This is a genomic window from Kerstersia similis, assembly GCF_965139615.1.
GTDB classification, from domain to species: Bacteria; Pseudomonadota; Gammaproteobacteria; order Burkholderiales; family Burkholderiaceae_B; genus Kerstersia; species Kerstersia similis.
Window position 1 is genome coordinate 88778 of the sequence record NZ_CBCSIQ010000006.1, and the last position, 22224, is coordinate 111001.

At 61.8% G+C, this 22224-nt stretch carries 23 protein-coding genes; 9 read left to right on the forward strand and 14 right to left on the reverse strand.

Translation table 11 applies throughout. The features are described 5' to 3' along the window. Positions 1 to 41: 41 nt before the first annotated feature. Positions 42 to 815 (reverse strand): enoyl-CoA hydratase/isomerase family protein, encoded by a 774-nt coding sequence (locus ACNA1V_RS05850; protein ID WP_257740164.1) that lies wholly within the window; start codon positions 813 to 815, stop codon positions 42 to 44. A 273-nt stretch (positions 816 to 1088) separates the two neighbouring features. On the opposite strand from ACNA1V_RS05850, the gene ACNA1V_RS05855 reads away from it, so the two are divergent. From ACNA1V_RS05855 to ACNA1V_RS05895, 9 genes are all read left to right on the forward strand, one after another. Continuing rightward, the gene (locus ACNA1V_RS05855; protein WP_415832649.1) at positions 1089 to 1916 is read left to right on the forward strand and encodes an IclR family transcriptional regulator; all 828 of its coding nucleotides are present in this window, start codon (positions 1089 to 1091) and stop codon (positions 1914 to 1916) included. 37 nt (positions 1917 to 1953) lie between these two features. Continuing rightward, on the forward strand, positions 1954 to 2751 hold the full coding sequence (gene proC, locus ACNA1V_RS05860) for a pyrroline-5-carboxylate reductase (protein ID WP_415832650.1): 798 nt from the start codon (positions 1954 to 1956) through the stop codon (positions 2749 to 2751). 273 nt (positions 2752 to 3024) lie between these two features. Beyond that, positions 3025 to 4362: an LLM class flavin-dependent oxidoreductase gene (locus ACNA1V_RS05865; protein ID WP_415832651.1), complete on the forward strand. Its 1338-nt coding sequence runs from the start codon at positions 3025 to 3027 to the stop codon at positions 4360 to 4362. Between the two features lie 11 nt (positions 4363 to 4373). Further along, positions 4374 to 4781, forward strand: coding sequence for an OsmC family protein (locus ACNA1V_RS05870; RefSeq protein ID WP_415832652.1), 408 nt, complete (start codon positions 4374 to 4376; stop codon positions 4779 to 4781). Positions 4782 to 4846: 65 nt separating this feature from the next. Beyond that, positions 4847 to 6001 (forward strand): ABC transporter substrate-binding protein, encoded by a 1155-nt coding sequence (locus ACNA1V_RS05875; RefSeq protein ID WP_415832653.1) that lies wholly within the window; start codon positions 4847 to 4849, stop codon positions 5999 to 6001. Positions 6002 to 6101: 100 nt separating this feature from the next. Continuing rightward, a complete protein-coding gene (locus tag ACNA1V_RS05880) occupies positions 6102 to 6980 on the forward strand; it encodes a branched-chain amino acid ABC transporter permease (RefSeq protein WP_415832654.1) in 879 nt (292 codons plus the stop codon). After that, entirely contained in the window at positions 6977 to 7957 is a 981-nt protein-coding gene (locus tag ACNA1V_RS05885) for a branched-chain amino acid ABC transporter permease (RefSeq protein ID WP_415832655.1), read from the forward strand. Before ACNA1V_RS05880 ends, ACNA1V_RS05885 begins: the two co-directional genes overlap by 4 nt. Beyond that, positions 7954 to 8742, forward strand: a complete 789-nt coding sequence (locus ACNA1V_RS05890; RefSeq protein ID WP_415832656.1) for an ABC transporter ATP-binding protein — start codon at positions 7954 to 7956, stop codon at positions 8740 to 8742. Before ACNA1V_RS05885 ends, ACNA1V_RS05890 begins: the two co-directional genes overlap by 4 nt. Beyond that, positions 8735 to 9439 (forward strand): ABC transporter ATP-binding protein, encoded by a 705-nt coding sequence (locus ACNA1V_RS05895; RefSeq protein WP_415832657.1) that lies wholly within the window; start codon positions 8735 to 8737, stop codon positions 9437 to 9439. Before ACNA1V_RS05890 ends, ACNA1V_RS05895 begins: the two co-directional genes overlap by 8 nt. A 48-nt stretch (positions 9440 to 9487) precedes the next feature. Here the strand turns inward: ACNA1V_RS05895 and ACNA1V_RS05900 are convergent, their stop codons facing one another. The 13 genes from ACNA1V_RS05900 to ACNA1V_RS05960 form a co-directional block, all read right to left on the reverse strand. Continuing rightward, positions 9488 to 10204 (reverse strand): ABC transporter ATP-binding protein, encoded by a 717-nt coding sequence (locus tag ACNA1V_RS05900; RefSeq protein ID WP_415832658.1) that lies wholly within the window; start codon positions 10202 to 10204, stop codon positions 9488 to 9490. After that, positions 10201 to 10980, reverse strand: a complete 780-nt coding sequence (locus tag ACNA1V_RS05905; RefSeq protein ID WP_415832659.1) for an ABC transporter ATP-binding protein — start codon at positions 10978 to 10980, stop codon at positions 10201 to 10203. Before ACNA1V_RS05905 ends, ACNA1V_RS05900 begins: the two co-directional genes overlap by 4 nt. Continuing rightward, the gene (locus ACNA1V_RS05910) at positions 10977 to 11963 is read right to left on the reverse strand and encodes a branched-chain amino acid ABC transporter permease (protein WP_415832660.1); all 987 of its coding nucleotides are present in this window, start codon (positions 11961 to 11963) and stop codon (positions 10977 to 10979) included. Before ACNA1V_RS05910 ends, ACNA1V_RS05905 begins: the two co-directional genes overlap by 4 nt. A 7-nt stretch (positions 11964 to 11970) precedes the next feature. Beyond that, entirely contained in the window at positions 11971 to 12891 is a 921-nt protein-coding gene (locus ACNA1V_RS05915) for a branched-chain amino acid ABC transporter permease (RefSeq protein ID WP_415832661.1), read from the reverse strand. 18 nt (positions 12892 to 12909) lie between these two features. Further along, entirely contained in the window at positions 12910 to 14094 is a 1185-nt protein-coding gene (locus ACNA1V_RS05920) for an ABC transporter substrate-binding protein (RefSeq protein ID WP_415832662.1), read from the reverse strand. 476 nt (positions 14095 to 14570) lie between these two features. Beyond that, entirely contained in the window at positions 14571 to 15563 is a 993-nt protein-coding gene (locus ACNA1V_RS05925; protein ID WP_415832663.1) for an amidohydrolase family protein, read from the reverse strand. A gap of 6 nt (positions 15564 to 15569) precedes the next feature. Next, positions 15570 to 16145 carry a 3-hydroxyanthranilate 3,4-dioxygenase gene (locus tag ACNA1V_RS05930; RefSeq protein ID WP_415832664.1) on the reverse strand — a complete coding sequence of 192 codons (576 nt, stop codon included), beginning with the start codon at positions 16143 to 16145 and terminating at the stop codon, positions 15570 to 15572. A gap of 4 nt (positions 16146 to 16149) precedes the next feature. After that, complete coding sequence (locus ACNA1V_RS05935; RefSeq protein ID WP_415832665.1) at positions 16150 to 16584, reverse strand: RidA family protein; 435 nt, start codon at positions 16582 to 16584, stop codon at positions 16150 to 16152. Further along, positions 16577 to 17353, reverse strand: coding sequence for a 2-keto-4-pentenoate hydratase (locus tag ACNA1V_RS05940; RefSeq protein WP_415832666.1), 777 nt, complete (start codon positions 17351 to 17353; stop codon positions 16577 to 16579). The genes ACNA1V_RS05935 and ACNA1V_RS05940 overlap by 8 nt, the downstream gene beginning before the upstream one ends. Before the next feature lie 92 nt (positions 17354 to 17445). Continuing rightward, positions 17446 to 18249, reverse strand: coding sequence for a fumarylacetoacetate hydrolase family protein (locus ACNA1V_RS05945; protein WP_415832667.1), 804 nt, complete (start codon positions 18247 to 18249; stop codon positions 17446 to 17448). 41 nt (positions 18250 to 18290) lie between these two features. Continuing rightward, positions 18291 to 19772, reverse strand: coding sequence for a 2-hydroxymuconic semialdehyde dehydrogenase (locus ACNA1V_RS05950; protein WP_415832668.1), 1482 nt, complete (start codon positions 19770 to 19772; stop codon positions 18291 to 18293). A gap of 185 nt (positions 19773 to 19957) precedes the next feature. After that, positions 19958 to 20884: a LysR substrate-binding domain-containing protein gene (locus tag ACNA1V_RS05955; protein WP_415832669.1), complete on the reverse strand. Its 927-nt coding sequence runs from the start codon at positions 20882 to 20884 to the stop codon at positions 19958 to 19960. 95 nt (positions 20885 to 20979) lie between these two features. Further along, complete coding sequence (locus ACNA1V_RS05960; RefSeq protein ID WP_415832670.1) at positions 20980 to 22221, reverse strand: multidrug effflux MFS transporter; 1242 nt, start codon at positions 22219 to 22221, stop codon at positions 20980 to 20982. Positions 22222 to 22224: the final 3 nt, after the last annotated feature.

Below are 22224 nucleotides of genomic sequence, written 5' to 3' on the forward strand. Positions count from 1 at the left end.
GACGCAAGTGTCTGTGTGGCGGGAAGAACTGCAAAAAGGAATCAGGCTTTCCTTCTTTTCTCGAAGAAGGCGGCCATCATGCGTTGCGGCTCGCCGGAGGCATAGGCATCGGCATGCAGGCGAATCGCGGCTTCAATGGTTTCGCGGAAACTGGCCTCCGACATTTCCCGGAACCGCTGCTTGTCCAGGCGCATGGCCACCGGCGGCTTGGCAGCCAGTTCCCGTGCCACGGCAAATGCCCGCACCAGCACCTGCTCCTGCGGCACCAAATAATGGATCAGACCGATACGGTGGCTTTCCTCTGCTTCCATCAGGCGTCCGGTCAGGGTCAGTTCGATGGTGCGCGACATGCCCAGCACCAGGTTCATAATCCACGGCCCGGTCACACTGGCGATGCCCGAATTGATTTCAGGCTGTCCCATGCGCACGCCAGGATGGGCAACGCGGATATCGCCCAACAAGGCCACCTGGAACGCCGATCCCGCCGCTGTGCCATTGAGCGCCATCACCAGGGGCTTTTCCAGGCTGCGAATGGTGTCGTAGAACGCTTCCCAGGTACGGATCCAGGCCTCTGAATCCTTCTCGTCAAAACGCTGTGCCTCTTCCAGGTCCTGACCTGCGCAGAAAGCCCGGTCACCGGCACCGGTCATGATGATGGCCCGCGTACCCGCAGCGGCATTGAATGCCTGCAAGGCCTGCATGATTTCGTCGCGCATCGCCCCTGTCCAGGCATTGAGCTTTTCCGGACGGTTGAGACGGATCAGGCCGACTTCATCATGTTGTTCCACTTCTATGAACTGGTAGGGATGCATCATCTATCTCCAATAAGAATTTATTTCTATAAAATATAGAAAAATTACTTTGGCCGGATAATTCGTGCATACCCTAATAATTTTTGGATCAAAGCTGCTCAAAAATTGGGAAAGAAACTGAAAATCCAAAAAAAACACCAAAAAATGACATTTTTTGGTGCATAGAGATAACAAGTTAAGTTTTTGCCGTTTTTTGTGCGAGAATTTTATCTTTATGCAATAAAACCTAGCCCATCCTGTCGGACGCGGCGCATTCAGCCCGAATTGGAAGCCTACATGTCAAAAAAGACCTCTCCTTCCCCCACTGAAACCACGCTGGCCGATACCTCGGAACGCCCTGACCCCAGGGCATCATCTTTATTCGTGAACTCCGTCGAGAAGGCCTTCCAGATACTGGCCGTCTTCGGCCCGCAGAAGCGGCAGCTCACCCTGACCCAGATCGTCGCGCACTCGGGCATGGACATGAGCTCCGTGCAGCGCTTCACGCATACGCTGCTGACGCTGAACCTGCTCAGGAAGGATCCCAAAACCAAGCTGTATGAACTGTCGCCCGGCATACTGGACTTCGCCCATCAGTACATCTCGGCCAATGACCTGGTCAGCCGCGCCACGCCTTTCCTGCAGCAGCTTGCCATGGAGACCGAGGCCGCCATCAACCTGACCATCCTCGACGGCCCGAACATTGTTTACCTGCAACGGATCGTCAGCCGCTATGTCCTTTCGCCCGAAGTCATCGTGGGCACGCGGCTGCCCGCGTACTGCACCTCTTCCGGCCTCGCCATGCTGGCCTGTCTGCCTACGGCAGAGGTGGAAGCAATCCTGGACCAATCCAATCTCATCAAATACACCCGCTATACCGTTAACGAACGCGACCAGATACTGGCCCGCCTGGAGGACATCAGGGAAATGGGCTACGCCCATGTCGAAGACGAGCTGTACCTGGGCGACATTGCCATGGCGGTTGCCATCACCGACGCCAACAATCAAGTAGTTGGCGCCATCAATATCGGAGTCGCGCGCCCGCAATGGAACAAAGGCGCCGACAAAGAAAAAATCCTGTCGCTACTGATCGCGGCAGGCCGGGCCATTTCAAGCCGGCAGTAAATCGAACTCGACCACCCACACGCAACGGAGCAGAATCATGGTCAAGCACGCACTTTTCCTCGGCTACGGCCGCATGGGCTCAGCCCTGGGCGAAGCATGGCTGCAGGCCGGCCTGGTACAGCATATCGACGCCGTCGATCCAGGCAACATCCAGGGGATGCAAGCCTCGCTTTATCCCGCAGGCCAGGCCTTGCCTGCTACCGACTATGAACTGGTAGTGATCGCCGTCAAGCCAGCCTTGGCGCAGGCTGCCTTGCAGGCGATACCCCCGGCCCGCCTGGCGCGCGCCTGCTTCATTTCCGTCATGGCCGGCGTTTCCCTGCGCACGCTGGAACCACTTGCACCTGCCGCAGCGCCCGTCATCCGCACAATGCCGAATACGCCCGTCATCATCGGCCAGGGCTGCACCGGGCTGTACGCCAACAACCGCGTCAATCCAGCGCTGAAAAACATGGTCTCCGCACTATTTTCTGCGGTCGGCACCGCGTGCTGGGTAGAAACCGAAGATCAGCTCCATGCCGTCACCGCCATCAGCGGCAGTGGCCCCGCCTACTACCATTTGTTCAGCGAGGCGCTGGCCCAAGCGGGGATGAAACTCGGGCTACCTCCTGACATCGCCAATATGCTGGCAGCCAGAACCGCGCTGGGCGCAGCCTCCCTGCAATGCCAACAGCATGCCGACTTCGCCGCCTTGCGTCAGGCAGTCACGTCGCCGAACGGAACCACGCATGCCGCCATCCAGATATTCGAGCAGGATGAGCAGTTGCGCCACCTGGTCGATCGCGCCGCCATGCAGGCCCACACGCGATCTCGAGAACTGGATCCTGCTGGCTGACAACAAAACGGCGGGTCATTTAACGAGCCGCCGCACCACCTGGCGTTTGTGCCCCAGCGTCCCAAGCAACTGATTCATATAACAAAAAGTCAGTACATAACAGTTCTATATTTTCTTATTTCCACTCCGTCTGAGTGCAACAGCGGGCCGTTGATATGATCGGTTCCAGTTCATCCGTGCCCGCAGGCCCTACCTTTCCCACATCAAGCCAGACCTGTCTTTCCTGGGCAATCTCTGGCCGGGCACGCCGCTTTTTTGCTTTCAGGCTTTCCCATGACAACCTCCCGCGATTCAGCCATGCACCTGGCAGCGTTTGCCCTTGCCGGGCCGGTTTCCGGCGTGCATGGTGGCTGGCGCCACCCTGCTGCCGATACCCAGCTGCTTTCCGCCGGCTACTACACTCGACTCGGCCAGCTGCTTGAACAGGGCCGCTTCGATATGCTGTTCCTGGCGGATATTCTGGCGATTCCCCGCCGCCATGGCGGCAGCATGGAAAGCCAGCTCAAGTTCGGCGCGCTGGGCGCACTGCGGCTGGATCCGATGACAGTGCTGGCGCTGATCGCAGGCAGTACCCGCCATCTTGGCCTGGCCAGCACCATTTCAACGTCCTACTTCGATCCTTATACCGTGGCGCGTTCGCTGGCCACTTTGGATCACCTGAGCGCCGGGCGTTCTGCCTGGAATATCGTGACGTCCTTCCAGCAGGCCGAGGCCGCCAATTTCGGCCGCGAGGATCAGCTGAGCCGCGACGAACGCTATGACCGCGCCGAGGAGTTCGTGGAAGTGGCCTGCGAGCTGTGGGATAGCTGGGCGGATGACGCCCTGGTGCTAGATAAGGCCGGCCCGCTGTTTGCCGACCCGGCCAAGGTGCGTTCCATCGACCATCAGGGCAAGTGGTTCTCGGTGCAAGGCCCGCTGAATGTCAGCCGCCCGCCGCAGGGCCGTCCGGTGTTCATCCAGGCCGGCGCTTCCGGCCGGGGCCGGGATTTCGCCGCACGCTGGGCCGATGTGATTTTCGTCACCCATTCTTCGCTGGATTCAGCCCAGGCGTTCTACGCCGAAATGAAGGAGCGCGCGCGCAGCCATGGCCGTGATCCGGACACGCTGAAGATCCTGCCCGGCATTGTGCCCATCGTCGGCGAGACCGAAAGCATCGCGCTGGAGCAGGAGCGGCTGCTTAAGGATTTGACGGATCCGGATGCCGGGCTTTCCACCTTGTCCTATCACCTGGACATTGATCTCTCCCAGTTCGAGCAGGACGCCGTCTTGCCAGAGCTGGATGTGCCGGGCGTACAAGGCCATTACAAGGAAGTGGCGGAGTTGACCCGCCGCAGCGGGATCGGCCTGCGCGAGCTGGGCCATCGCTATGGCATCGGCCCCCTGCGCGACTTCGTCGGCGCGGCCGATAAGGTCGCTGAGAACATGCGCCACTGGTATGAAACCCGCGCCTGCGATGGCTTCATGATTCAGGTGCCTTACCTGCCCGGCGGCCTGGAAAGCTTTGTCCGCCTGGTGATTCCGCAGTTGCAGGATCAAGGCCTGTTCCGCAAGGAATATACCGGTACGACGCTGCGCGACCATCTGGGGCTGGAACGCCCCGCACGCCGCTAAAGGAGCCCGCCATGGCCATCATAGACAGTCTCAGCCAGCTGTCCGCCCAACCCGGCCGATTCCTGCTCAACGCCCGCGATCAGCACCTGGTCGTCGATGCCTCCCCCGGCCGTGGCGGCCAGGGCCAGGCCTGGCAAGCCGCCGAGTTGCTGCTGGGCGCGCTGCAAACCTGCTCCCACGCAGTAATCGACGACGAGGCGCGCAAGCGCGGCTGGCAGCATTACGGCCTGGCCATTCAGGCCCGCTGCGAAGCTGATGAAGATCGCCCCGGGCATTACCGCTACATCGAACTCACCTACCGCTTCACCGGTATTACACAGGCCCAGGCCGAAGAACTGGTGCAGGTCTTTACCACGGTTTGTCCGATCTACGGTTCGCTGTCCCGTGGCGCGCCTGTCACGCTGCACGTGCTGGCCTGAACGCCCGGGCGGCTTGCCGCGTTACCGCCGCTCCGTCCATTGCCCCTATTTTCTCCGGATACACCATGACTTACGCCTCTTTGCTGCGCGGCCTGCTGGCCGCCACCCTCGCCTTCGGTGCCCCCGCCATGGCCGCCGATGCCTACCGCATCGGCACGATTCTCTCCACCACCGGCCCTGCTGCCTTCCTGGGCGAGGATATGAAGGCAGGGATGGAAATCGCCATTGAAGAAATCAATGCCGCCGGCGGCATCGACGGCCGGCCGGTGCAGTGGGTGTTCTACGACGCGGAAAGCCAGACCAACAAGGCCTTGACGGCCACCCGCCGCCTGCTGTCCCAGGACAAGGTGGACATCATCGTCGGCGGCGGCAATATGAGCGGCATCGCACAGGCCATGGTGCCCCTGAGCGCCCAGGCGAAAACACCGTTCATCTCTACGGAAGGCGCGCGTTCCATCGTGGATCCGGTTTCACAGCGCCCCTGGGCCTTCAAAAGCACGGTGGATGACCGCCAGGTGTTCGAGCGCCTGAAGGAATATTTCGACAAGAAAGGCATTACCCGCGTCGCCCTGTTGCATGACACCAGCGGCTTTGGTCAGGCAGCGGCCGAAGAACTGAAAAAGCTGGCGCCGGAACTGGGCCTGAGCGTCAGCTTCGAAGCCTTTGCGCCCAGCGATACCGATCTGACCCCGCAGCTCACACGCATCAAGAACAGCGATGCCCAGGCCGTGCTGTGCTGGACTGTGACGCCCGCCGGCGTGATTTTCAACAAGCAGGCTACCCAGCTTGGCCTGACCGACCGCGAACTGATCCATAGCTACGGTTTCGTCTCGCAGAAATATATGGAGCTGGCAGGCGATAGCGCCGGCAATGTACTGCTGGTGTCGGTGAAGTTCCCGGTCGGCGCCGACCTGCCCGATAGCGATAGCCAGAAGGCCGTCATTGCAGACCTCACGCAGAAATTCGAAACCCGGTATGGCCGCAAGCCCAACCAGTATGTCGCCCAGACCTACGATGCCATTCAACTGGCGCGCCAGGCGCTGGCCACCAGCCAAGGCGACAAGGACAAAACCCGTCAGGCACTGGAACAGGTACAGAACTTCCACGGCGTCGGCGGCACCTTCAATTTCTCGCCCGAGCGTCATTCGGGCTTGTCCAAGGACGATATTGTCCTGATCAAGTGGGAAGACGGCGCCTTCCGCCTGCACGACTATCAGTAACCTCGCAGGGCCGCTACCGGCCCTGTTGCCATGACCCAACGGCCGCCTCCCTGCATACGGCCAGAGCCGGGTCATGGCCCCATACGCCAGGATCGCCACCGTGGACAGCTCCACTCTGCAAATCATTCTCTCCGGTCTGGGCACAGGCAGCATCTACGCCTTGATTGCCGTCGGGTTCAATATCATCTTCAAGAGCACGGGCGCGCTGAATTTTGCGCAAGGCGAATGGGTGATGATGGGCGGCCTGCTGGCGGCCTTTTGCTTCAATGATGCCCAGTTGCCGGTCTGGCAGGCCTGCCTGCTCGCGGGCCTGGCCGTCGCTGTCATCGGCGGACTGACAGAACGGCTGCTGATCCGCCCGCTGCTGAACCAGACGCCGTTCGCCATTACCCTGGTCACGGTCGGTATCGCCCTGCTCTCCAAGAGCCTGGTGATGCTCAGCCTGGGCAAAAACCCGGTGGGTTATCCCGGTCTGTCGGAAACGGCCTTCGTACCGCTCTGGGGCGCCAGCGTCGCGACGCAAACGCTGTGGATACTCGGCATCACCCTGGTGTTCATGATCCTGGCCCAACTGTTCTTCAACCACACACGCTGGGGCTGCGCCATGCGCGCTGCCGCAGCCAATCCGGCCGCCGCAGCGCTGGTCGGCATCCGCCACCATCGCGTGGTGTTCGGCTCCTTCATCATTGCGGCAGCCGTGGGCGGGCTGGCCGGCACCATCATCACGCCCTTGACCCTGATGTCCTATGACAGCGGCGCCATGCTGGGCTTCAAAGGCTTCAGCGCGGCCATGCTGGGCGGCCTGGGCAGCCTGTTCGGTGCCACGCTGGGCGGCCTGCTGCTGGGCCTGCTGGAAGCCCTGGTCAGCGGTTTCGTCACCTCACAGTTCAAGGATGCCGCCGCGTTCCTGGTTCTGCTGCTGGTGCTGTTGCTGCGGCCCCAAGGCCTGCTGGGCAAGGCGGAGGTCACCAAGCTATGAACCCGGCTCCCCTGCTCACGCGCGACCGCGCGCCCGCCTTGCTGCTCGGGCTGTGGGTGCTGCTGCTGGCCTGGCCCTGGCTTGCGCCCAATGATTACCTGGTCAGCCTGGGCGGCACCTTCTTCATCAATCTGCTGTTGATTGCCAGCCTGAACCTGCTGGTGGGCTACACCGGCCTGACGTCGCTGGCGCATGCCGCCTTCTGGGGCATAGGCGCCTATGCCAGCGGCATGCTGGCCGTGCATCTGGAAGTCTCGCCCTGGCTGGGTTCGCTGGCCGCCATGCTGGCCTGCGGGCTGTTCTCCGTGTTGATCGGCTGGCCCACGCTACGCCTGTCCGGGCATTATCTGGCCATGGCCACGCTGGGCTTCAATGCCATCATTTCCGTGCTGCTGGTCGGGCTGGTGGCCTGGACTGGCGGGCCCAACGGCCTGATCGGCATCCCCCCCTATACCCTCGCCAGCTGGGATTTGTCACTGCCGGAAAACTTCTACCTGCTATGCTGGCTGGTGACGGGCCTGATCATGCTGAGCCTGTCATTCCTGCAACGTTCACGCACCGGCCGCGCGTTGCGGGCGATCCGTTCCAGCGATATTGCCGCAGCCTGCATGGGCATTCCCGTCCTGCGCCAGAAACTGGCGATCTTCGTGCTGGCCAATATGCTGGCCGGGTTGGCCGGGGCGCTCTACGCCCACCAGAACCTGTTCATCTCGCCCGACTCGTTTTCGTTCTCGACCTCCATCCTGCTGCTCGTCATGGTGGCAGTTGGCGGTTTCGGCCAATACTGGGGCGCATTTTTCGGCGCACTGATTTTTACGGCCCTACCTGAACTGGTGCGCAGCTTCCATGACACCGAACTGCTGATCCTGGGCGCCGCCATGATTCTGGTCGTCGGCTTCATGCCCGGCGGGATCGCGGGCGGGCTGAGCGGATGGCGGGCGCGCCGCCAGGCCCGCCGCAAAGGAGCCACGCCATGAACCCGACTCAGACCGTTGCACCGATCCTGGCCTTGCAGCAGGTCAGCAAACACTTCGGCGGCCTTGCTGCCGTTGATGGCGTCTCGCTGCAAGTCAGGCCCGGCGATATCCATGCGCTGATCGGCCCCAACGGCGCCGGCAAGTCCACCCTTTTCAACCTGATCACCGGCGTCAATCCGGTCACGCAGGGCAGCATCCATTTCCAGGGCCAGGCCATCGAACACCTGCCGCCACATGCCCGTACCGGGCTGGGCATGGCCCGCACCTTCCAGAACCTGCAAATCTTCCCTGATATGACGGTACTGGAAAATGTGATGGTGGGCCGCCATATTCGTACCCGCAGCACCCTGCTGGACGCCCTCTGCCACTCCCGCCGCCAACGCCAGGAAAACGCTAGCAGCCAGGCGCTGGCCATGGCGCTGCTGGATCAGCTCGGTCTGGCAGGCAAGGCCGGTCAACTGGCGCGGGCGCTCAGTTACGGTGAAGGCAAACTCATGGAAATCGCCCGTGCCATGGCATCGGAACCCACCCTGGTCCTGCTCGATGAACCGCTGGCCGGTCTGCCTGCCGATGCCATCGAACATGCGGAACAGGCAATCCTCAGCCTGAACCGCCAGGGTGTCACGATTGTCCTGGTCGAACACAATGTACGGGTCGTCATGCGTTTGTCGGACCACATTTCCGTCCTCAATAATGGCAAGCTCATCAGTGAGGGCTCGCCTGAGCAGGTGCGGCACGACCCGGCCGTGCTGGACGCCTACCTGGGAGAAGGCAGCCATGCTTGATGTCAACGGACTGTCCACCTGGATTGGCGCGGCGCAGATCCTGCACAGCATAGACCTGCACCTGCAGCCTGGTGAAATCGCCTGCCTGCTGGGCGCCAACGGCGCCGGCAAATCGACCATCATGAATACGCTGGCCGGCCTGCGCCAGCATCGTCAGGGTTCCATCAAACTCGACGGCCAGCCGCTCGATGGACTGGATGCTGCGCGCCGCGTGCAACGCGGCCTGGCGCTTTCACCGGAAGGCCGGCAAGTCTTTGCACCGCTCAGCGTCAAAGAGAATCTGATGATGGGCGCCTACAGCCGCCATGATGCGCGACAGATCAAGGCCGACTTCGCGCAGGTGCTGGAACGCTTCCCCAAGCTCGCGCAACGGCTCACGCAACAGGCTGGCACGCTCTCCGGTGGCGAGCAGCAGATGCTGGCCATCGGCCGGGCACTGATGAGCCGCCCCCGCCTGCTGCTGCTCGATGAACCTTCGCTGGGCCTGGCACCGAAGATCGTGGCGGAAATTTTCGATGCCATCGCGCAATTGCGCGACCAGGGCGTCTCGGTGCTGCTGGCCGAACAGAATGCCTATATGGCCCTGCGCATTTCCCGCCGTGCCTATGTACTGAGCGAAGGTCGCATTGTCCGCCACGGCAACAGCGCAGAACTGGCGCAAGACCCGGCCATACAACAGGCCTATCTGGGCGTGTAGCCTGGCGTGGCAAGGCCACGCCAGGCAAACTGCCGGCTCTCTGGTGTGTCACACGCCCAGATAAGTTTTCCACAGGCTGCGGTCGGCATCCAGCTCCGCCGATGTGCCCTGCCAGGCAACGCGGCCCCGTTCAAGAATGATATGACGGTCGGCCAGGCTCAAGAGCCGCTGCACATATTTGTCCACGACCAGAATGGTCTGCCCGGCGGCGCGCAAAGTCGCCAGGCAGCGCCAGATATCCTCGCGGATCACGGGGGCCAATCCTTCAGTGGCCTCGTCCAGAATCAGCAAGCGGGGGTTGGTGGACAGGGCCCTGCCAATCGCCAGCATCTGCTGCTCGCCACCGGACAATTGCCCGCCCAGATTGCGTGAACGCTCTTTCAACCGGGGAAAGACCTCATAGATGCGCTCCAGCGTCCAGCCATCGCGCTGGCCGCTGCGATTATCGGCAAATGCCAGCAAATGCTCTTCCACCGTCAGGTTGGGAAAGCACATGCGGCCTTCCGGCACGACCGCCACGCCCAGCCTGGCGATGGCATCCGGGCGCATGCGGCCGATCTGCTTGCCGCCGAAGCTCAATTCACCCTGGCGCGCCTTGAGCGCGCCGATGATGGTCTTGATGGTCGTGCTCTTGCCCATGCCGTTGCGGCCCAGCAAAGTCACGACTTCCTTTTCATGGATATCCAGGCCCACATCGAACAGCACCTGGCTGGCGCCATAACCGGCATGGATCCCCCGGCAGGACAACAAGGGTTCACGGCTCATGATGCCACCTCCGGCGTCGCATTTTCTGCGGCGGTTTCTTCTTCACCCAGATAGACTTCCTGGACACGGACATCGGCACGGATCTGCTCCGCGTTGCCAGATGTCAGCACCTTGCCATAGACCAGCACCGTGATCCGGTCAGCCAGCCTGAACACCGCATCCATATCGTGTTCGATCAATAAAATGGCGGCCTCCTGGCGCAGCGCCAGGATCATCTCCACCATCTGCATGGAATCCTCCGCGCCCATCCCTGCCATGGGCTCATCAAGCAACAGCAGCTTGGGGCGCGAAGCCAGCGCCAGCGCAACATCCAGACGCCGTTGCGCACCATGCGACAGCGTGCCGGCCACGCGGTCAAGCTCATGCCCCAAGCCGACCTGCTGCGCCAGTTCTTCCGCACGCGCCAGCAGCTTTTCCTCATGCTGCCGCAACGATAGAAACCGGAAGCTGCTGCCATCGTGCGCCTGCGCCGCCAGCATGAGGTTGTCACGCACCGTATCGTTGCGGAAGATATTGGTGATCTGAAAGCAACGCGACAAGCCGGCACGCACCCGTTGATACGGTTTCATAGCGGTCAGATCCACACCTTCCAGCTCGATGCGGCCTTCATCGGCACTCAGCAGGCCGGAAATCAGATTCACCAGCGTGGACTTGCCCGCGCCATTCGGCCCGATCAGGGCATGGATCTGGCCACGCTCGATTTCCAGCGACACATGATCCGTCGCCAGCAATCCGCCGAAGCGTTTGACCAGGCCTTCAGTATGGAAAAGACTCATGCCGCGCTCCTTTTGCGACGCAGCCGGGCCGCAATGCCATCCGGCGCATAGAACACGATGATCAGCAGCAGAATACCCAGCGGCCAATGCCAGTATTCGGTGAACATGCGCAAGCCTTCCTGCAGCGACAGCCACAGCCCGGCACCGATGACACCGCCCCAGCGGTTGCCGACGCCACCAATCACGACCATGACGATCAGGATGGCGGATTGCGTCCAGTCCATCAGCGAAGGGCTCACGAAACCATCATGAGTCGCCAGCATGGCACCGGCCAGCCCGGCCACCGCACCGGCGCCGACAAACGCCACCAGACGGATGAAGAACACGGGATAGCCCATGGCAGCCATGCGCACTTCGTTGTCACGCGCCCCTTTGAGCGCATGGCCGAAACGCGAACCGGCAATGCGGCTCATCAGTGCGAACAGCAATGCCGCACAGGCCAGCACGACCCAATACAGGCCATACTCCATGTTGTCGAATACCCCGCCCAGGCTGAGCGGTGCGTAGATGCTGTAGCCGTCATCCCCGCCATAGGTACGCACCGAGACAGCGACGTAATGCAGCATCTCCGCGAATGCCAGGGTGATCATGATGAAATAGACACCTCGCGTACGCAGCGCCACCAGGCCGATCAAACCGGAAAACACGGCAGCTGCAACGATGGCCGTTGCCCAGATCAGCCAGGTAGAGTCATGGCCGGCCTCGACCATGACCGCGACGGCATAAGCGCCCACGCCAATGAAGCCGGCATGGCCCAGCGCCACCATCCCGCCATAACCCAGGATGAAATTGAGGCTGGACGCAGCGATCATCATGATCAGCAAGCGCTCGACAAAACCCACGTAATACTCAAGCTGGAACAGCGGCGCCACCCAGGGAAATACCGCCAGGGCCAGCAGCAGCACCCAGGGCGTCCATTGCCGCGTCTGGAGCCGGCCCTGGGCCTTGTCAGCTACTGCGCCAGTGAAAGCAGAAGTCGTCATATTGCCCTCACGCACGAGCAGAAAAAAGACCGGCAGGCTTGATGGCAAGCACCACCGCCATGAAGACATAGACCGCGACGCCCGCCAGCGCCGCCCCCAGGTCCGCCGCCACGGCCGGCGGCATGATCAGTTTGAAGGCTGGCGCCAGAAATGCGCGGCCGGCCGTGTCGATGAAGCCTACGATCAACGCCGCAATGAAGGCCCCGCGTATCGAGCCGATGCCGCCGATGACCACCACGACCAGCGAGGGAATCAGAATGCTTTCCCCCATGCCGATCTGCACTGCGCTGATCGGGCCCATCAGCGCACCGGCCAGAGCCGCCAGCGCCGCCCCCAGCGCGAACACGAAAGAGAACACATGGCTGACGCGCACCCCCATGAATTCGGCCATGACACGGTTGGATGCCCCCGCACGCACCAGCATGCCCATGCGGGTGCGGTTCACCAGCAAGTACAGGCCCAGCGCCACCAGCACCCCGGCGGCCAGCAGCATCAGCCGATAGGCCGGATACGGCAGGCCCGGCATCAGCGTGACCGGACCGGCAAGCGAAGACGGCATGGCCGCCATGATGGGCGCCGCCCCCCAGATTGCCTTCACGGCATCATCAGCGATCAGAATGATGCCGAAGGTGGCGATCACCTGCGCCAGGTGATCGCGCCGGTACAGGCGGCGGATGATGGCGACTTCCAGCAAGGCTGCCAGCACCACCGTCACCCCCACGCCGACCAGCACCCCAGTCAGGAAAGACCCGCTGACGGCATGGACGCGCGCTGCGACGTAGGCGCCCACCATGAACATGGAGCCATGCGCCAGGTTCATGGTGTCCATGATGCCAAAAATCAGCGTCAGGCCTGCCGCAATCAGGAAGAGCATGAGCCCGTAGCCCAGCCCGTTGAGCAACTGCTCGAAGATGAAGATGCCGTCCATGTGCCGCTCCCCGCCTGCTTACAGCTTGCACTCGGAAACGTAGGCGTCCTGATGGTTTTCCAGCACGGTTTCGACCAGGCGGTTCACGTACTTGCCGTCAGCATCCTTGTCCACCACGCGCAGATAGAAGTTCTGCACCGGGAAATGGTTGGCGCCATAGCTGAACGGTCCCTTGATCGAATCGAAAGACGCTTTCTCCAGGGCCTTGACGAGCGCGGCGCGGTCATCCACCTTGCCGCCGGTTTCACGCACTGCTGCATCCATGGCCAGAATCGCGTCATAGGCCATTGCCGCGTAAGCGGACGGGTAGCGCCCGTCATACTTCTGGCGGAACGCCTGTACGAAGGCCTGGTTGGCCGGCACGGGCAGGTCATGCACCCATTGCGAGGTGTTCAGAATGCCCAGGGCATCGTCACCCACGGCGGGAATGATATCCAGGTCCACGGTATTGGGCGCTACCAGCGGCACCTCTTTCAAACCGCCGGCCACATACTGCTTGATGAAGTTGATGCCCATGCTGCCGGGCAGGAAGAAATACACCGCATCAGGCTTGGCACTGCGGATCTGCGCGATTTCCGCCGAGTAATCCAGTTGCCCGACCTTGGTATAGATTTCGTCCAGCACTTCACCGCTGTAGGTACGCTTGAAGCCTGCCATGTGATCCTTGCCTGCCGGGTAATTCGGCGCCAGGATCACCACCTTCTTGAACTGCTTCGCATCGGCCAGGCTGCCCGCGGCCTCATCGAAATTGTCATTCTGGTACTGCGCGAAGAAATACGGGCTGCACTGCTTGCCGGCCAGTTGGCTGGGCCCGGGATTGCTGGAAATGAACGGCACCTTGTCCTTGGCCAGCAAAGGCATGACGGCAAGCGCCGAATTGGAAGCAATCGGGCCGGTAAAGAAGTCGATCTTGTCACGCTGCAAATAGCGCCGCACCAATTGCGTGGCCTGCTCCGGACTGCCGGCAAAATCGGTCTTGATGAATTCGGCAGGCTGCCCGCCCAATTTCCCATCCAATTGTTCAATTGCCAGATCAAAACCGTCACGCGCTTCTGCACCCAAGGCGGCGAACGGCCCGGAAATATCCAGCGCGATCCCGACCTTGACCGGATCTGCCGCATTGGCCGCCATACAGCTACCCGCCATGACACCCGCTGCCAGCATGCGGCCCAAGGAAATACTGGAAAAGACATTCCGCTTCATGATTGCTCCCCGGTTGACATCACTCAATTTGAAAAGACCGTCTCGCCGCCTGCCGGCAATGTTTCACTCAGGAATCCGTCGCGGTTGCCTGCACCCTTGCACGTTCCTGAAAAAACCTAGGTCTGCCAACTGACTGTAGCCAAGCATGCAAGCCCTGAATAATCATTTTTTGACCGCCAGCTATAAATGCCTGGAATACCTTTTGCCGGAATGCCCCAGTTTGATGCAATGCAATAAATCCATTGAACTGTCACGGTGCATTTCGTTTATTTACGTATTGCAATTCCGTCATTTCAAGGATTCATGCCCCGTTATGGCGCATTTGTGCTGCATCGCAAAATTCACAATTCCGAGTCTCAGCATTTACCCTTAGATTCATTGCGCGCCGCTAATAAAAAACCCCTTGCAATCACCAAACGGGATCGCAAGGGGCAATGGCATAAGCATCCGGAATTGACGACTGACGCCCGGAACAATCAGAGTTTGAAGAACTCCACGGCATTTTTTTCCAGGATGCGCGCGCGTCCCGCTTCCGACAGGAAGCCGGCACTGCGCACCAGGGCGCCCACATCCTGCTCGCCCAAGGGGAAGGGCTGGTCAGAGCCCAGCATCACCCTGTCCTCGCCCATCACATCCACCAGCAACTTGAGCGCGCCCTCATCGAACACGGCGCTGTCCACATACAGCCGCCGCGCATATTCGGAAGGCGGGCGCGGGCAATCCTGGCGCACGATATCGCGGTGGCGCCAGGCATTGTCCACACGGCCCAGGGTATAGGCGAAACTGCCGCCACCGTGCGCAAAGCAGATCTTCAGCGATTCGGGAATCCGCTCCAGGGCGCCGGACAAAATCAGGGACAACATGCCCAGCTGCGTTTCCGCCGGCATGGCCACCAGCCAGGGCAGCATCCACTGCCGCATGCGCTCCTTGCCGCCCATCATGTCCCAGGGATGCACGAACACGGGAATGCCTTCGGTCGCGCAATGAATCAGGAAATCGACCATCTCGGGATGGTCCAGATCGCGATCCCCCGCATGGTTGCCGATCTGCACGCCGATACAGCCTGCCTTCTGCGCCCGCGACGCTTCCGCACAAGCCAACTTCAGATCCTGCAGCGGCACCTGCGACAGCACTTTCAGCCGGCGCGGGTCGGCCGCGGCGAACGCCAGGGCTTCCTCATTCATTCTGGCGGCCCAGTCTGCCGCCAGCCTGGCATCCCAGGCATAGCCGAACATGATGGGCGTGGCGCAGTTCACCTGGATGTCTATGCCGTGCTGATCCATTTCCTGCAAGCGGAACGCCGGATCCCACAGCGAACGGTACACCGGCCGGAAGGGCTTGTCGCCCACCATGATCTGGCCGTTCTGGCCATCCTCATCTATGCGCAGCCACGGCGCACGCCCAGGATTGGCCGCTGCCGCCGTCGCTGCGCTGATAGCGGGAAAAAAATGCGAGTGAATGTCTATCATGGCGGCTCACTGCTCGGGAAAATATTGATTCAAAGTCCTGTGCCAGGACTCGAAATCCCGGCCCGGATGCACGGTGCCGCACGACTGGCAGGTGCGCTCGGCCTCTGTCGTGGCATAAAACTGCTCATAGACTGGCGGCAGATCGGCAACGATGCTTTCCAGCTGCATCTCGTAGCGCCGTATCAGATTGCCGCAACGGGCGCAGCACCACTGCAATGCATCCTTGCTGCCCAGCGGGCGCTGGCGCTCTATCACCAGACACAGGCTGCCGGCCTCCGGGCGCTGCGGCGAATGCTTGACATGCGGCGCCTGCAGGAACATATCGCCTTCCTTCAGATGCACGCGCTCGTACTGCCCACGATCCCAGATCAGCAGATAGGCATTGCCCTTGAACTGATAGAAGAACTCTTCGACCGGGTCATCATGGAAATCCGAACGCTGATTGGGCCCGCCCACCACCGTCACCATGAAATCGCCATCGGCCCAGATCTGCTGGTTGCCGACCGGCGGCTTGAGCAGATGTTCGTTTTCATTGAGCCACTTCTGGAAATTCAGCGGATAGCCGTACTTGAAGTTCATCATGGTTCTACTCCTGAGAAGTGGGCAGCGGCTTGAAAGCCACGGCACGAATTTCAATCAGCAAGTGGGGATGCGGCAACTGGTGCACGGCCACCGTGGTGCGGGTCGGGCCGTTTTCATCGAAGAACTCGGCCCAGACTTCATTGAAGCCGCCGAAGTCATTCATATTGACCAGAAACACCTGGGCCTCCACCGCATCTTCCAGGCTGGCACCGGCATGCGCCAGGATATCGGCGATATTGCGGATGACCGCCCGTGTCTGGGCCCGTATGTCCAGGTTGGTCACGCCCAGCGCATCTACCTGCACCCCTTCGAAGGTGTTATCCGGACGACGCGAACTGGTACCAGAAACGAAAATGAAATCGCCGGCACGCCGGTAATGCGGGAAACGGCCGCGCGGTACGGCCTTGCCCTGTATAACGCCTGCCTTGTTGTCAGCCATGCTGGCCTCCCGTAAAGAACTCGACCCAGCCCAGGCCATTGATTTCACCCCGGACATGCTGGCCGGGCGCCAATGCCGCCGCTGCCGTTGCCGCACCCGCCATGATCAGCGAACCGGCTGGCAGGCTCATGCCAGCGGCCGCCACCAGGCGCGCTGCCTGCACCACTGCGCGCAGCGGATGACCCAGGATGGCGGCGGTAGAACCGGCCAGCGTCACGCGGCCATCCTGCGCCACCAGCACCCCCGCGTTGTCCAGCGCATCAAAGCACCGCGACCATCCCCCCACGACCACACCTGCCGATGAGCAGTTGTCCGCCACGACATCTTCCAGACTGAAACGGAAGTTCTGATAGCGCGAATCTATGATCTCCAGCGCAGGCGCCACGGCTTCCAGATAATCCACGGCTTCCAGCGCATTGAGCGGACAGTCGATGTCGCGCCGTGTCAGGAAACAGACTTCGGGCTCGACCCGAGGATGGATGTATTTGCCCAGCTCAACCGTAGAGGCCTCCTCTTCCCGCATATGGCGGGTGAGCCAGCCCCAAATCAAATCATCGACCCCCATCTGCACCATCTTGGCGCGGCTGGTAAAACCCAGCTTGATACCGCACACGGTGTCGCCGCGTGCCTGCCGGCACGCCACCGAGGCGCGCTGGATGTCATAGGCCTGCGCCAGCGTGAAGCTTCCCGGCGCGAATTGCTGCACCGCCTGGCGGTGCAGCGCCGCGCCATCAAGTTGCCTGGCGATGGACTGAATATCCACACTCATCGTTGTCCTCTCTCAGCCGGCACCGGCCCTTGGCGGCCCGGCCGGGTTGCCGATACGTTCCTGACAGCCGCACGGATGTAAGCCACCCTGGCTCAAGCCGCCGCAAAAGCCGCCGTGACGCTGCCCAAACCTTCAATCGAAGCGCTGATCACATCTCCCGGCCGCACCGCAGCCATCGGGCCCAGCGCGCCAGCCAGAATCACATCGCCCGCACGCAGCGGCGCCCCCAGCCGCACCATCGTATCCGCGAGCCAGACGGCAGCCTTCAGGGGATTTCCCAGGCAGGCCGCACCCGCCCCCACGGACACCTGATCCCCGCGGCACTCCATCACCATGCCGCAGCGCACCAGATCCAGCGCACCCAGCCGCACCGGACGCGAACCCAGCACGAAGAGGCCGGCTGACGCGTTGTCCGCCACGGTATCCACCAGACGGATATCCCAGTTGGCGATCCGGCTGCCAACCACTTCAATGGCGGGCAACACATAGGCCGTCGCGGAAATGAGGTCAGCGAAGGTATGACGCTCATGCACCAGGTCCCGCTCCAACACCAGCGCGATCTCCGCTTCGGCCTTGGGCTGCATGGTGCGATGCCAGGGAATCTCCTCGCCATCGCCAAACGCCATGTCGGCAAACAGCGCGCCGAAATCCGGCGCATCCACGCCCAGCTGCTGCTGCACCGCACGTGATGTCAGACCGATCTTGCGTCCCACCAGCCGGGCACCATGCTGCAGTTGCCGTTCGGTCTGCAGCGCCTGTACGGCATAGGCCAGACTCAGTGCATCACCAGCTGCCCCCGCCAGCCGGGCGAGATCCTCTCGCACCGGCGCCGTCGGCACGCCACTTGCCTGAGCCTGCCAAAGACGCTCCGCCAGGGCCTGCAACGAATCGTTCATGCCGTCCTCACTCCTGTTGATCGCCATAGTGCTGCGCCCGTTCAGACCTTGACGCAGATATTGGTCGTTTCCGAATAGAAATCGAGCGAGTAACGCCCGCCTTCCCGGCCAATGCCGGACAGTTTGCCGCCACCGAAAGGCGTGCGCAGATCACGCGAGAACCAGGTATTGACCCAGACGATGCCAACATGGATCTTCGGGCTGACGCGGTGGGCGCGCGACAGATTGGTGGTCCAGATGCTGGCGGCCAGGCCATACGCGCTGTCATTGACGCGGCGCAGCACCTCTTCTTCGCTATCGAAAGGCGCCAGGTGGCACACCGGGCCAAACACTTCCTCGCGCATGCAGCGGGCATCGTCCGGCAAGCCAGTCCAGATCGTCGGCAGTACATACGCGCCGTTATCGCGTTCATCGCCGAACACCGGCGCCGTGCCGCCAGTCACGACCGTGGCGCCTTCCTGTACCGCCAGATCAAAGTAGGCCATCACTTTTTCACGGTGCTCGCGCGAGATCAGCGAACCCATGAATACCCCTTCATCATCGGGCCAGCTCACTTTCAGCGCTTCGGTCTTGGCCTTGAGCGCCGCCACAAACCGGTCGAAGATGGAGCGTTCGACATAGACGCGTTCGGAACACAGGCAAACCTGGCCGGCATTGGTGAAGCTGGAACGCACGATGCCATCGACGGCCGCATCGAAATCCGCATCGGCAAAGACGATGGCTGCATTCTTGCCGCCCAGCTCAAAAGACACCTCCTTGACGCCCTCGGCTGCGGCTTTCATGATCGCCGTGCCGGTGCGCGACTCGCCCGTGAAGGTGATGGCGTCGATATCCGGATGCGTGCTCAGGAACTCGCCGGCAGACCCCGGCCCGAAGCCATGGATGACGTTGAATACGCCCGGCGGCACCCCGGCCTCGTCGAAGGCTTCGGCCACCAGCGTTGCCGTCGAAGGCGTTTCCTCCGAGGGTTTGCACACCACGGCATTGCCACAAATCAGCGCGGGCGCGGCCTTCCAGGTCAGTGACAGGATGGGCAGATTCCACGGTGAAATGCTGGCCACCACGCCCAGCGGCTTGCGCGTCACGTAATTGATCAGCTTGGTGCCGTCCCCCAGGCGGGTTTCAAAGAAATCGGTATTGGCGACCTTGGCGAGATCGGCAAAGGTACGGAAATTGTGAATGCCGCGGTAGATATCCAACTGGCGTGCCTGGCTCAGCGGCCTGCCGGTATCGGCGACTTCAGCTGCCAGGAACTCCTCGAAGCGCCGCTCGATGATGTCTGCCACGCGGTACAGGAACTTGGCGCGCTCGGCGGCGTCCGCCTGGCCCCACTCGCCTTCCACCGCCCTGCGGGCAGCCGCCACCGCGCGCGCGACCAGCGCCTGGTCGGCCTCGTGGACATCGGCCAGCACAGAGCCGTCCACCGGACAGATGTTCTGGAACGTCTTGGATGTGGCGACGAATTCGCCAGCCACATAATTGCGCGTCTGCCGCAGCGACGCCGGAAGCTGAAACCTGGACAAGTCGAACTCCTTGGAAAGCGCCCGATAAACGGGACATGCCTGGGCAAGTCCGGCAGCGTCCGGAATGAGGAAAACCGCTGCGGAAATTGCCTGAACCTGATGGCACTCTATCCAAGGGGGTACAACTTGAATAATGAATTTTTAGGCCTGGGCTATAAACATCAGGAATAGCCCGGTGCAAGACCTCAGACCGTGACGTCGTGCAACATCATCAACAAACGCTGTGTGGCAGGCGTGACGCTGCGGTCTTTCGCCAGGGTATAGCCGACTTCGCCAAAGGGCATATCCACCCCGACGGGCAGGATGGTGATCAGGCCCAGATTGACGAAACGGCGCGCGACCTTGAATGGCATCAAGGCGACCATATCGGATTCCACCAGCAAGCCCAGGTTGGTCATGATGGAGACCGATTCCACGATCTGTTTCGGCCGGTTCATGCCCAGTTTGTCAAAGAAAGCGTCGATGGAATGAAAGGCTTCCGAATCCGAGGTCGGCAGGATCCAATCCAGGCCTTCAAGCTCCGCTGTCTTGACCCCTACGCTGGCGGCCAGCCAATGCTGGCGGCCCACGACGGCACAGAGTTTCTCGGTGTATAGCGGCACATGGCTGAACTCGCCGCCGCCCTCATGGGCAGGAATCAGGCCGACCACCACATCCAGCTCGCCACGCAGCAACTCCGGGAACATTTTTTCATTAACGCCAACCTTGACCTGCACCACGACATTGGGCGCCACTTCACGCAGGCGCACAATGGCGGCCGGCAGCAATTGCGCCGAAGCGGCCAGCAGACAGCCCACCATCACCCGGCCAGAGACCCCCTCGTTCCAGGCATTGAGGTCGTCGGCCAGCACCCGCAGATCCGCCATGACCGATTGGGCGTGGCTCTTGAGCATCAGACCGAAATTGGTCGGCGTCACCCCTCTGCTGGAGCGCACCAGCAGGGGCTGGCCAAAATGTTCTTCCAGCTCCTGGATCGCCTTGCTGATGGCGGGCTGCGTCATGTGCAGCTCACGGGCGGCCGCCAGCAGCGAACCACAGGCCAGCACCTTCTCGAAAATCGCCAGCTGATTGAACTTGAGCCGGCGAGCCAAGGTCAGTTTCGAGAATTTCATGGTGCGGTGCTCCTGTACGGCTGCATGCGGGCGTACACGATACTGCATCCTCCGGCCACGCCACCGCTGTGACGCGGCACTATTGGGGATGACCCCTAGGCCCGTCCCGCCGCAGCGGCCTGGCGCGCACGGTTGCGCATGGCTTCCGCCGCCAGGCAGCACAGTATCGCCAGCGCCCCGCAGATGGCGACCGTCGCAGGCAACGATAGCAAAGGCGTACCGGCAAAGCTGACGACATACCCGACAACGGCAGACAGCAGATACTGCAGCATGCCCATCAAGGCGGATGCCAATCCCGCCTGCGGCCCGGATTGCGCCATGGTGAGCGCCGTCAGGTTGCCGAACACCAGCCCCAACGAACCGATCGCCAATGCCAGCAAGGCTGCATAGCCCCACAGCGGCAGCGCCAGCATGCCCGCCGCCAGCCACAGCGCCAACCCTGCCAGCGTATGCAGCAACAGCCCGATATACATGCCGCGCTGTTCCGTGGCGCCGCGCTTGAGCATGGCATTGGCCGCCGCACCAAACAGCACCAGGCACACGGCATTCGACGCGAACAGGTAGCTGAACTGCTGCGGATCCAGCGCGTAATGCTGTGTGAAGACGAAAGGCGCGCCGCTGATATAGGTAAACAATGCCCCCAGAACAAAACCGCCAGCCAGCACATAGGCCATGAACACCGGTGCGGCCAGCTGCCGGCCATAGGCCGTGGCAATGGCACGGGGCCGCAATGGCGCGCGGGCGGCAGCCGGCAAGGTTTCCGGCAGGCTGCGCATGCCCCACAGCACGCCAATCATGCCCAGGGCGGCCAGCGCCCAGAAAATATTGCGCCAGCTGCCATGCTGCAGCAGGTAGCCCCCCAGCACCGGCGCAAGAATGGGTGCCAGCATCATGACCTGCATCAGTACCGAAAAAATGCGCGCCGATTCATTTACGCTGCAGCGATCCGCCACGATGGCGCGCGGCGCCACCAGGCCTGCCGCCGCACCCAGCGCCTGCAGGAAGCGTGCCGCCATCAACCACTCGATAGACGGCGCCAAGGCCGCCACGATGGAGCCGAATACAAACAACAGCACCCCCGCCAGCAAGGGCACACGCCGTCCGTAGCTATCCAGCAGCGGCCCGTACAGCCCCTGGCCGAAGGCCAGACCGATCAGGAAAATCGCCAGCGTCTGCTGCACTTCGCCATCGGAAATGCCCAGCTCGGCCCCGATGGCGGGCATCCCGGGCAAGTACATGTCGATGGCCATGGCATCCAGGGCCGTCAGCATGGCCAGCAGGACCACCAACGCCATGCCAATGGTGGCGCCCTGCGCCGGTTGTGATGAACGTTGCATGAT

Coding starts and splice junctions, on each gene's coding strand:
- ACNA1V_RS05935 (WP_415832665.1), bottom strand. CDS start 16,584: ATGGCTGACAACAAGGCAGGCGTTATACAGGGCAAGGCCGTACCGCGC.
- ACNA1V_RS05890 (WP_415832656.1), top strand. CDS start 7,954: ATGAACCCGACTCAGACCGTTGCACCGATCCTGGCCTTGCAGCAGGTC.
- ACNA1V_RS05940 (WP_415832666.1), bottom strand. CDS start 17,353: ATGAGTGTGGATATTCAGTCCATCGCCAGGCAACTTGATGGCGCGGCG.
- ACNA1V_RS05885 (WP_415832655.1), top strand. CDS start 6,977: ATGAACCCGGCTCCCCTGCTCACGCGCGACCGCGCGCCCGCCTTGCTG.
- ACNA1V_RS05850 (WP_257740164.1), bottom strand. CDS start 815: ATGATGCATCCCTACCAGTTCATAGAAGTGGAACAACATGATGAAGTC.
- ACNA1V_RS05920 (WP_415832662.1), bottom strand. CDS start 14,094: ATGAAGCGGAATGTCTTTTCCAGTATTTCCTTGGGCCGCATGCTGGCA.
- ACNA1V_RS05870 (WP_415832652.1), top strand. CDS start 4,374: ATGGCCATCATAGACAGTCTCAGCCAGCTGTCCGCCCAACCCGGCCGA.
- ACNA1V_RS05955 (WP_415832669.1), bottom strand. CDS start 20,884: ATGAAATTCTCGAAACTGACCTTGGCTCGCCGGCTCAAGTTCAATCAG.
- ACNA1V_RS05865 (WP_415832651.1), top strand. CDS start 3,025: ATGACAACCTCCCGCGATTCAGCCATGCACCTGGCAGCGTTTGCCCTT.
- ACNA1V_RS05900 (WP_415832658.1), bottom strand. CDS start 10,204: ATGAGCCGTGAACCCTTGTTGTCCTGCCGGGGGATCCATGCCGGTTAT.
- proC (WP_415832650.1), top strand. CDS start 1,954: ATGGTCAAGCACGCACTTTTCCTCGGCTACGGCCGCATGGGCTCAGCC.
- ACNA1V_RS05915 (WP_415832661.1), bottom strand. CDS start 12,891: ATGGACGGCATCTTCATCTTCGAGCAGTTGCTCAACGGGCTGGGCTAC.
- ACNA1V_RS05855 (WP_415832649.1), top strand. CDS start 1,089: ATGTCAAAAAAGACCTCTCCTTCCCCCACTGAAACCACGCTGGCCGAT.
- ACNA1V_RS05895 (WP_415832657.1), top strand. CDS start 8,735: ATGCTTGATGTCAACGGACTGTCCACCTGGATTGGCGCGGCGCAGATC.
- ACNA1V_RS05875 (WP_415832653.1), top strand. CDS start 4,847: ATGACTTACGCCTCTTTGCTGCGCGGCCTGCTGGCCGCCACCCTCGCC.
- ACNA1V_RS05930 (WP_415832664.1), bottom strand. CDS start 16,145: ATGATGAACTTCAAGTACGGCTATCCGCTGAATTTCCAGAAGTGGCTC.
- ACNA1V_RS05910 (WP_415832660.1), bottom strand. CDS start 11,963: ATGACGACTTCTGCTTTCACTGGCGCAGTAGCTGACAAGGCCCAGGGC.
- ACNA1V_RS05945 (WP_415832667.1), bottom strand. CDS start 18,249: ATGAACGATTCGTTGCAGGCCCTGGCGGAGCGTCTTTGGCAGGCTCAG.
- ACNA1V_RS05925 (WP_415832663.1), bottom strand. CDS start 15,563: ATGATAGACATTCACTCGCATTTTTTTCCCGCTATCAGCGCAGCGACG.
- ACNA1V_RS05960 (WP_415832670.1), bottom strand. CDS start 22,221: ATGCAACGTTCATCACAACCGGCGCAGGGCGCCACCATTGGCATGGCG.
- ACNA1V_RS05905 (WP_415832659.1), bottom strand. CDS start 10,980: ATGAGTCTTTTCCATACTGAAGGCCTGGTCAAACGCTTCGGCGGATTG.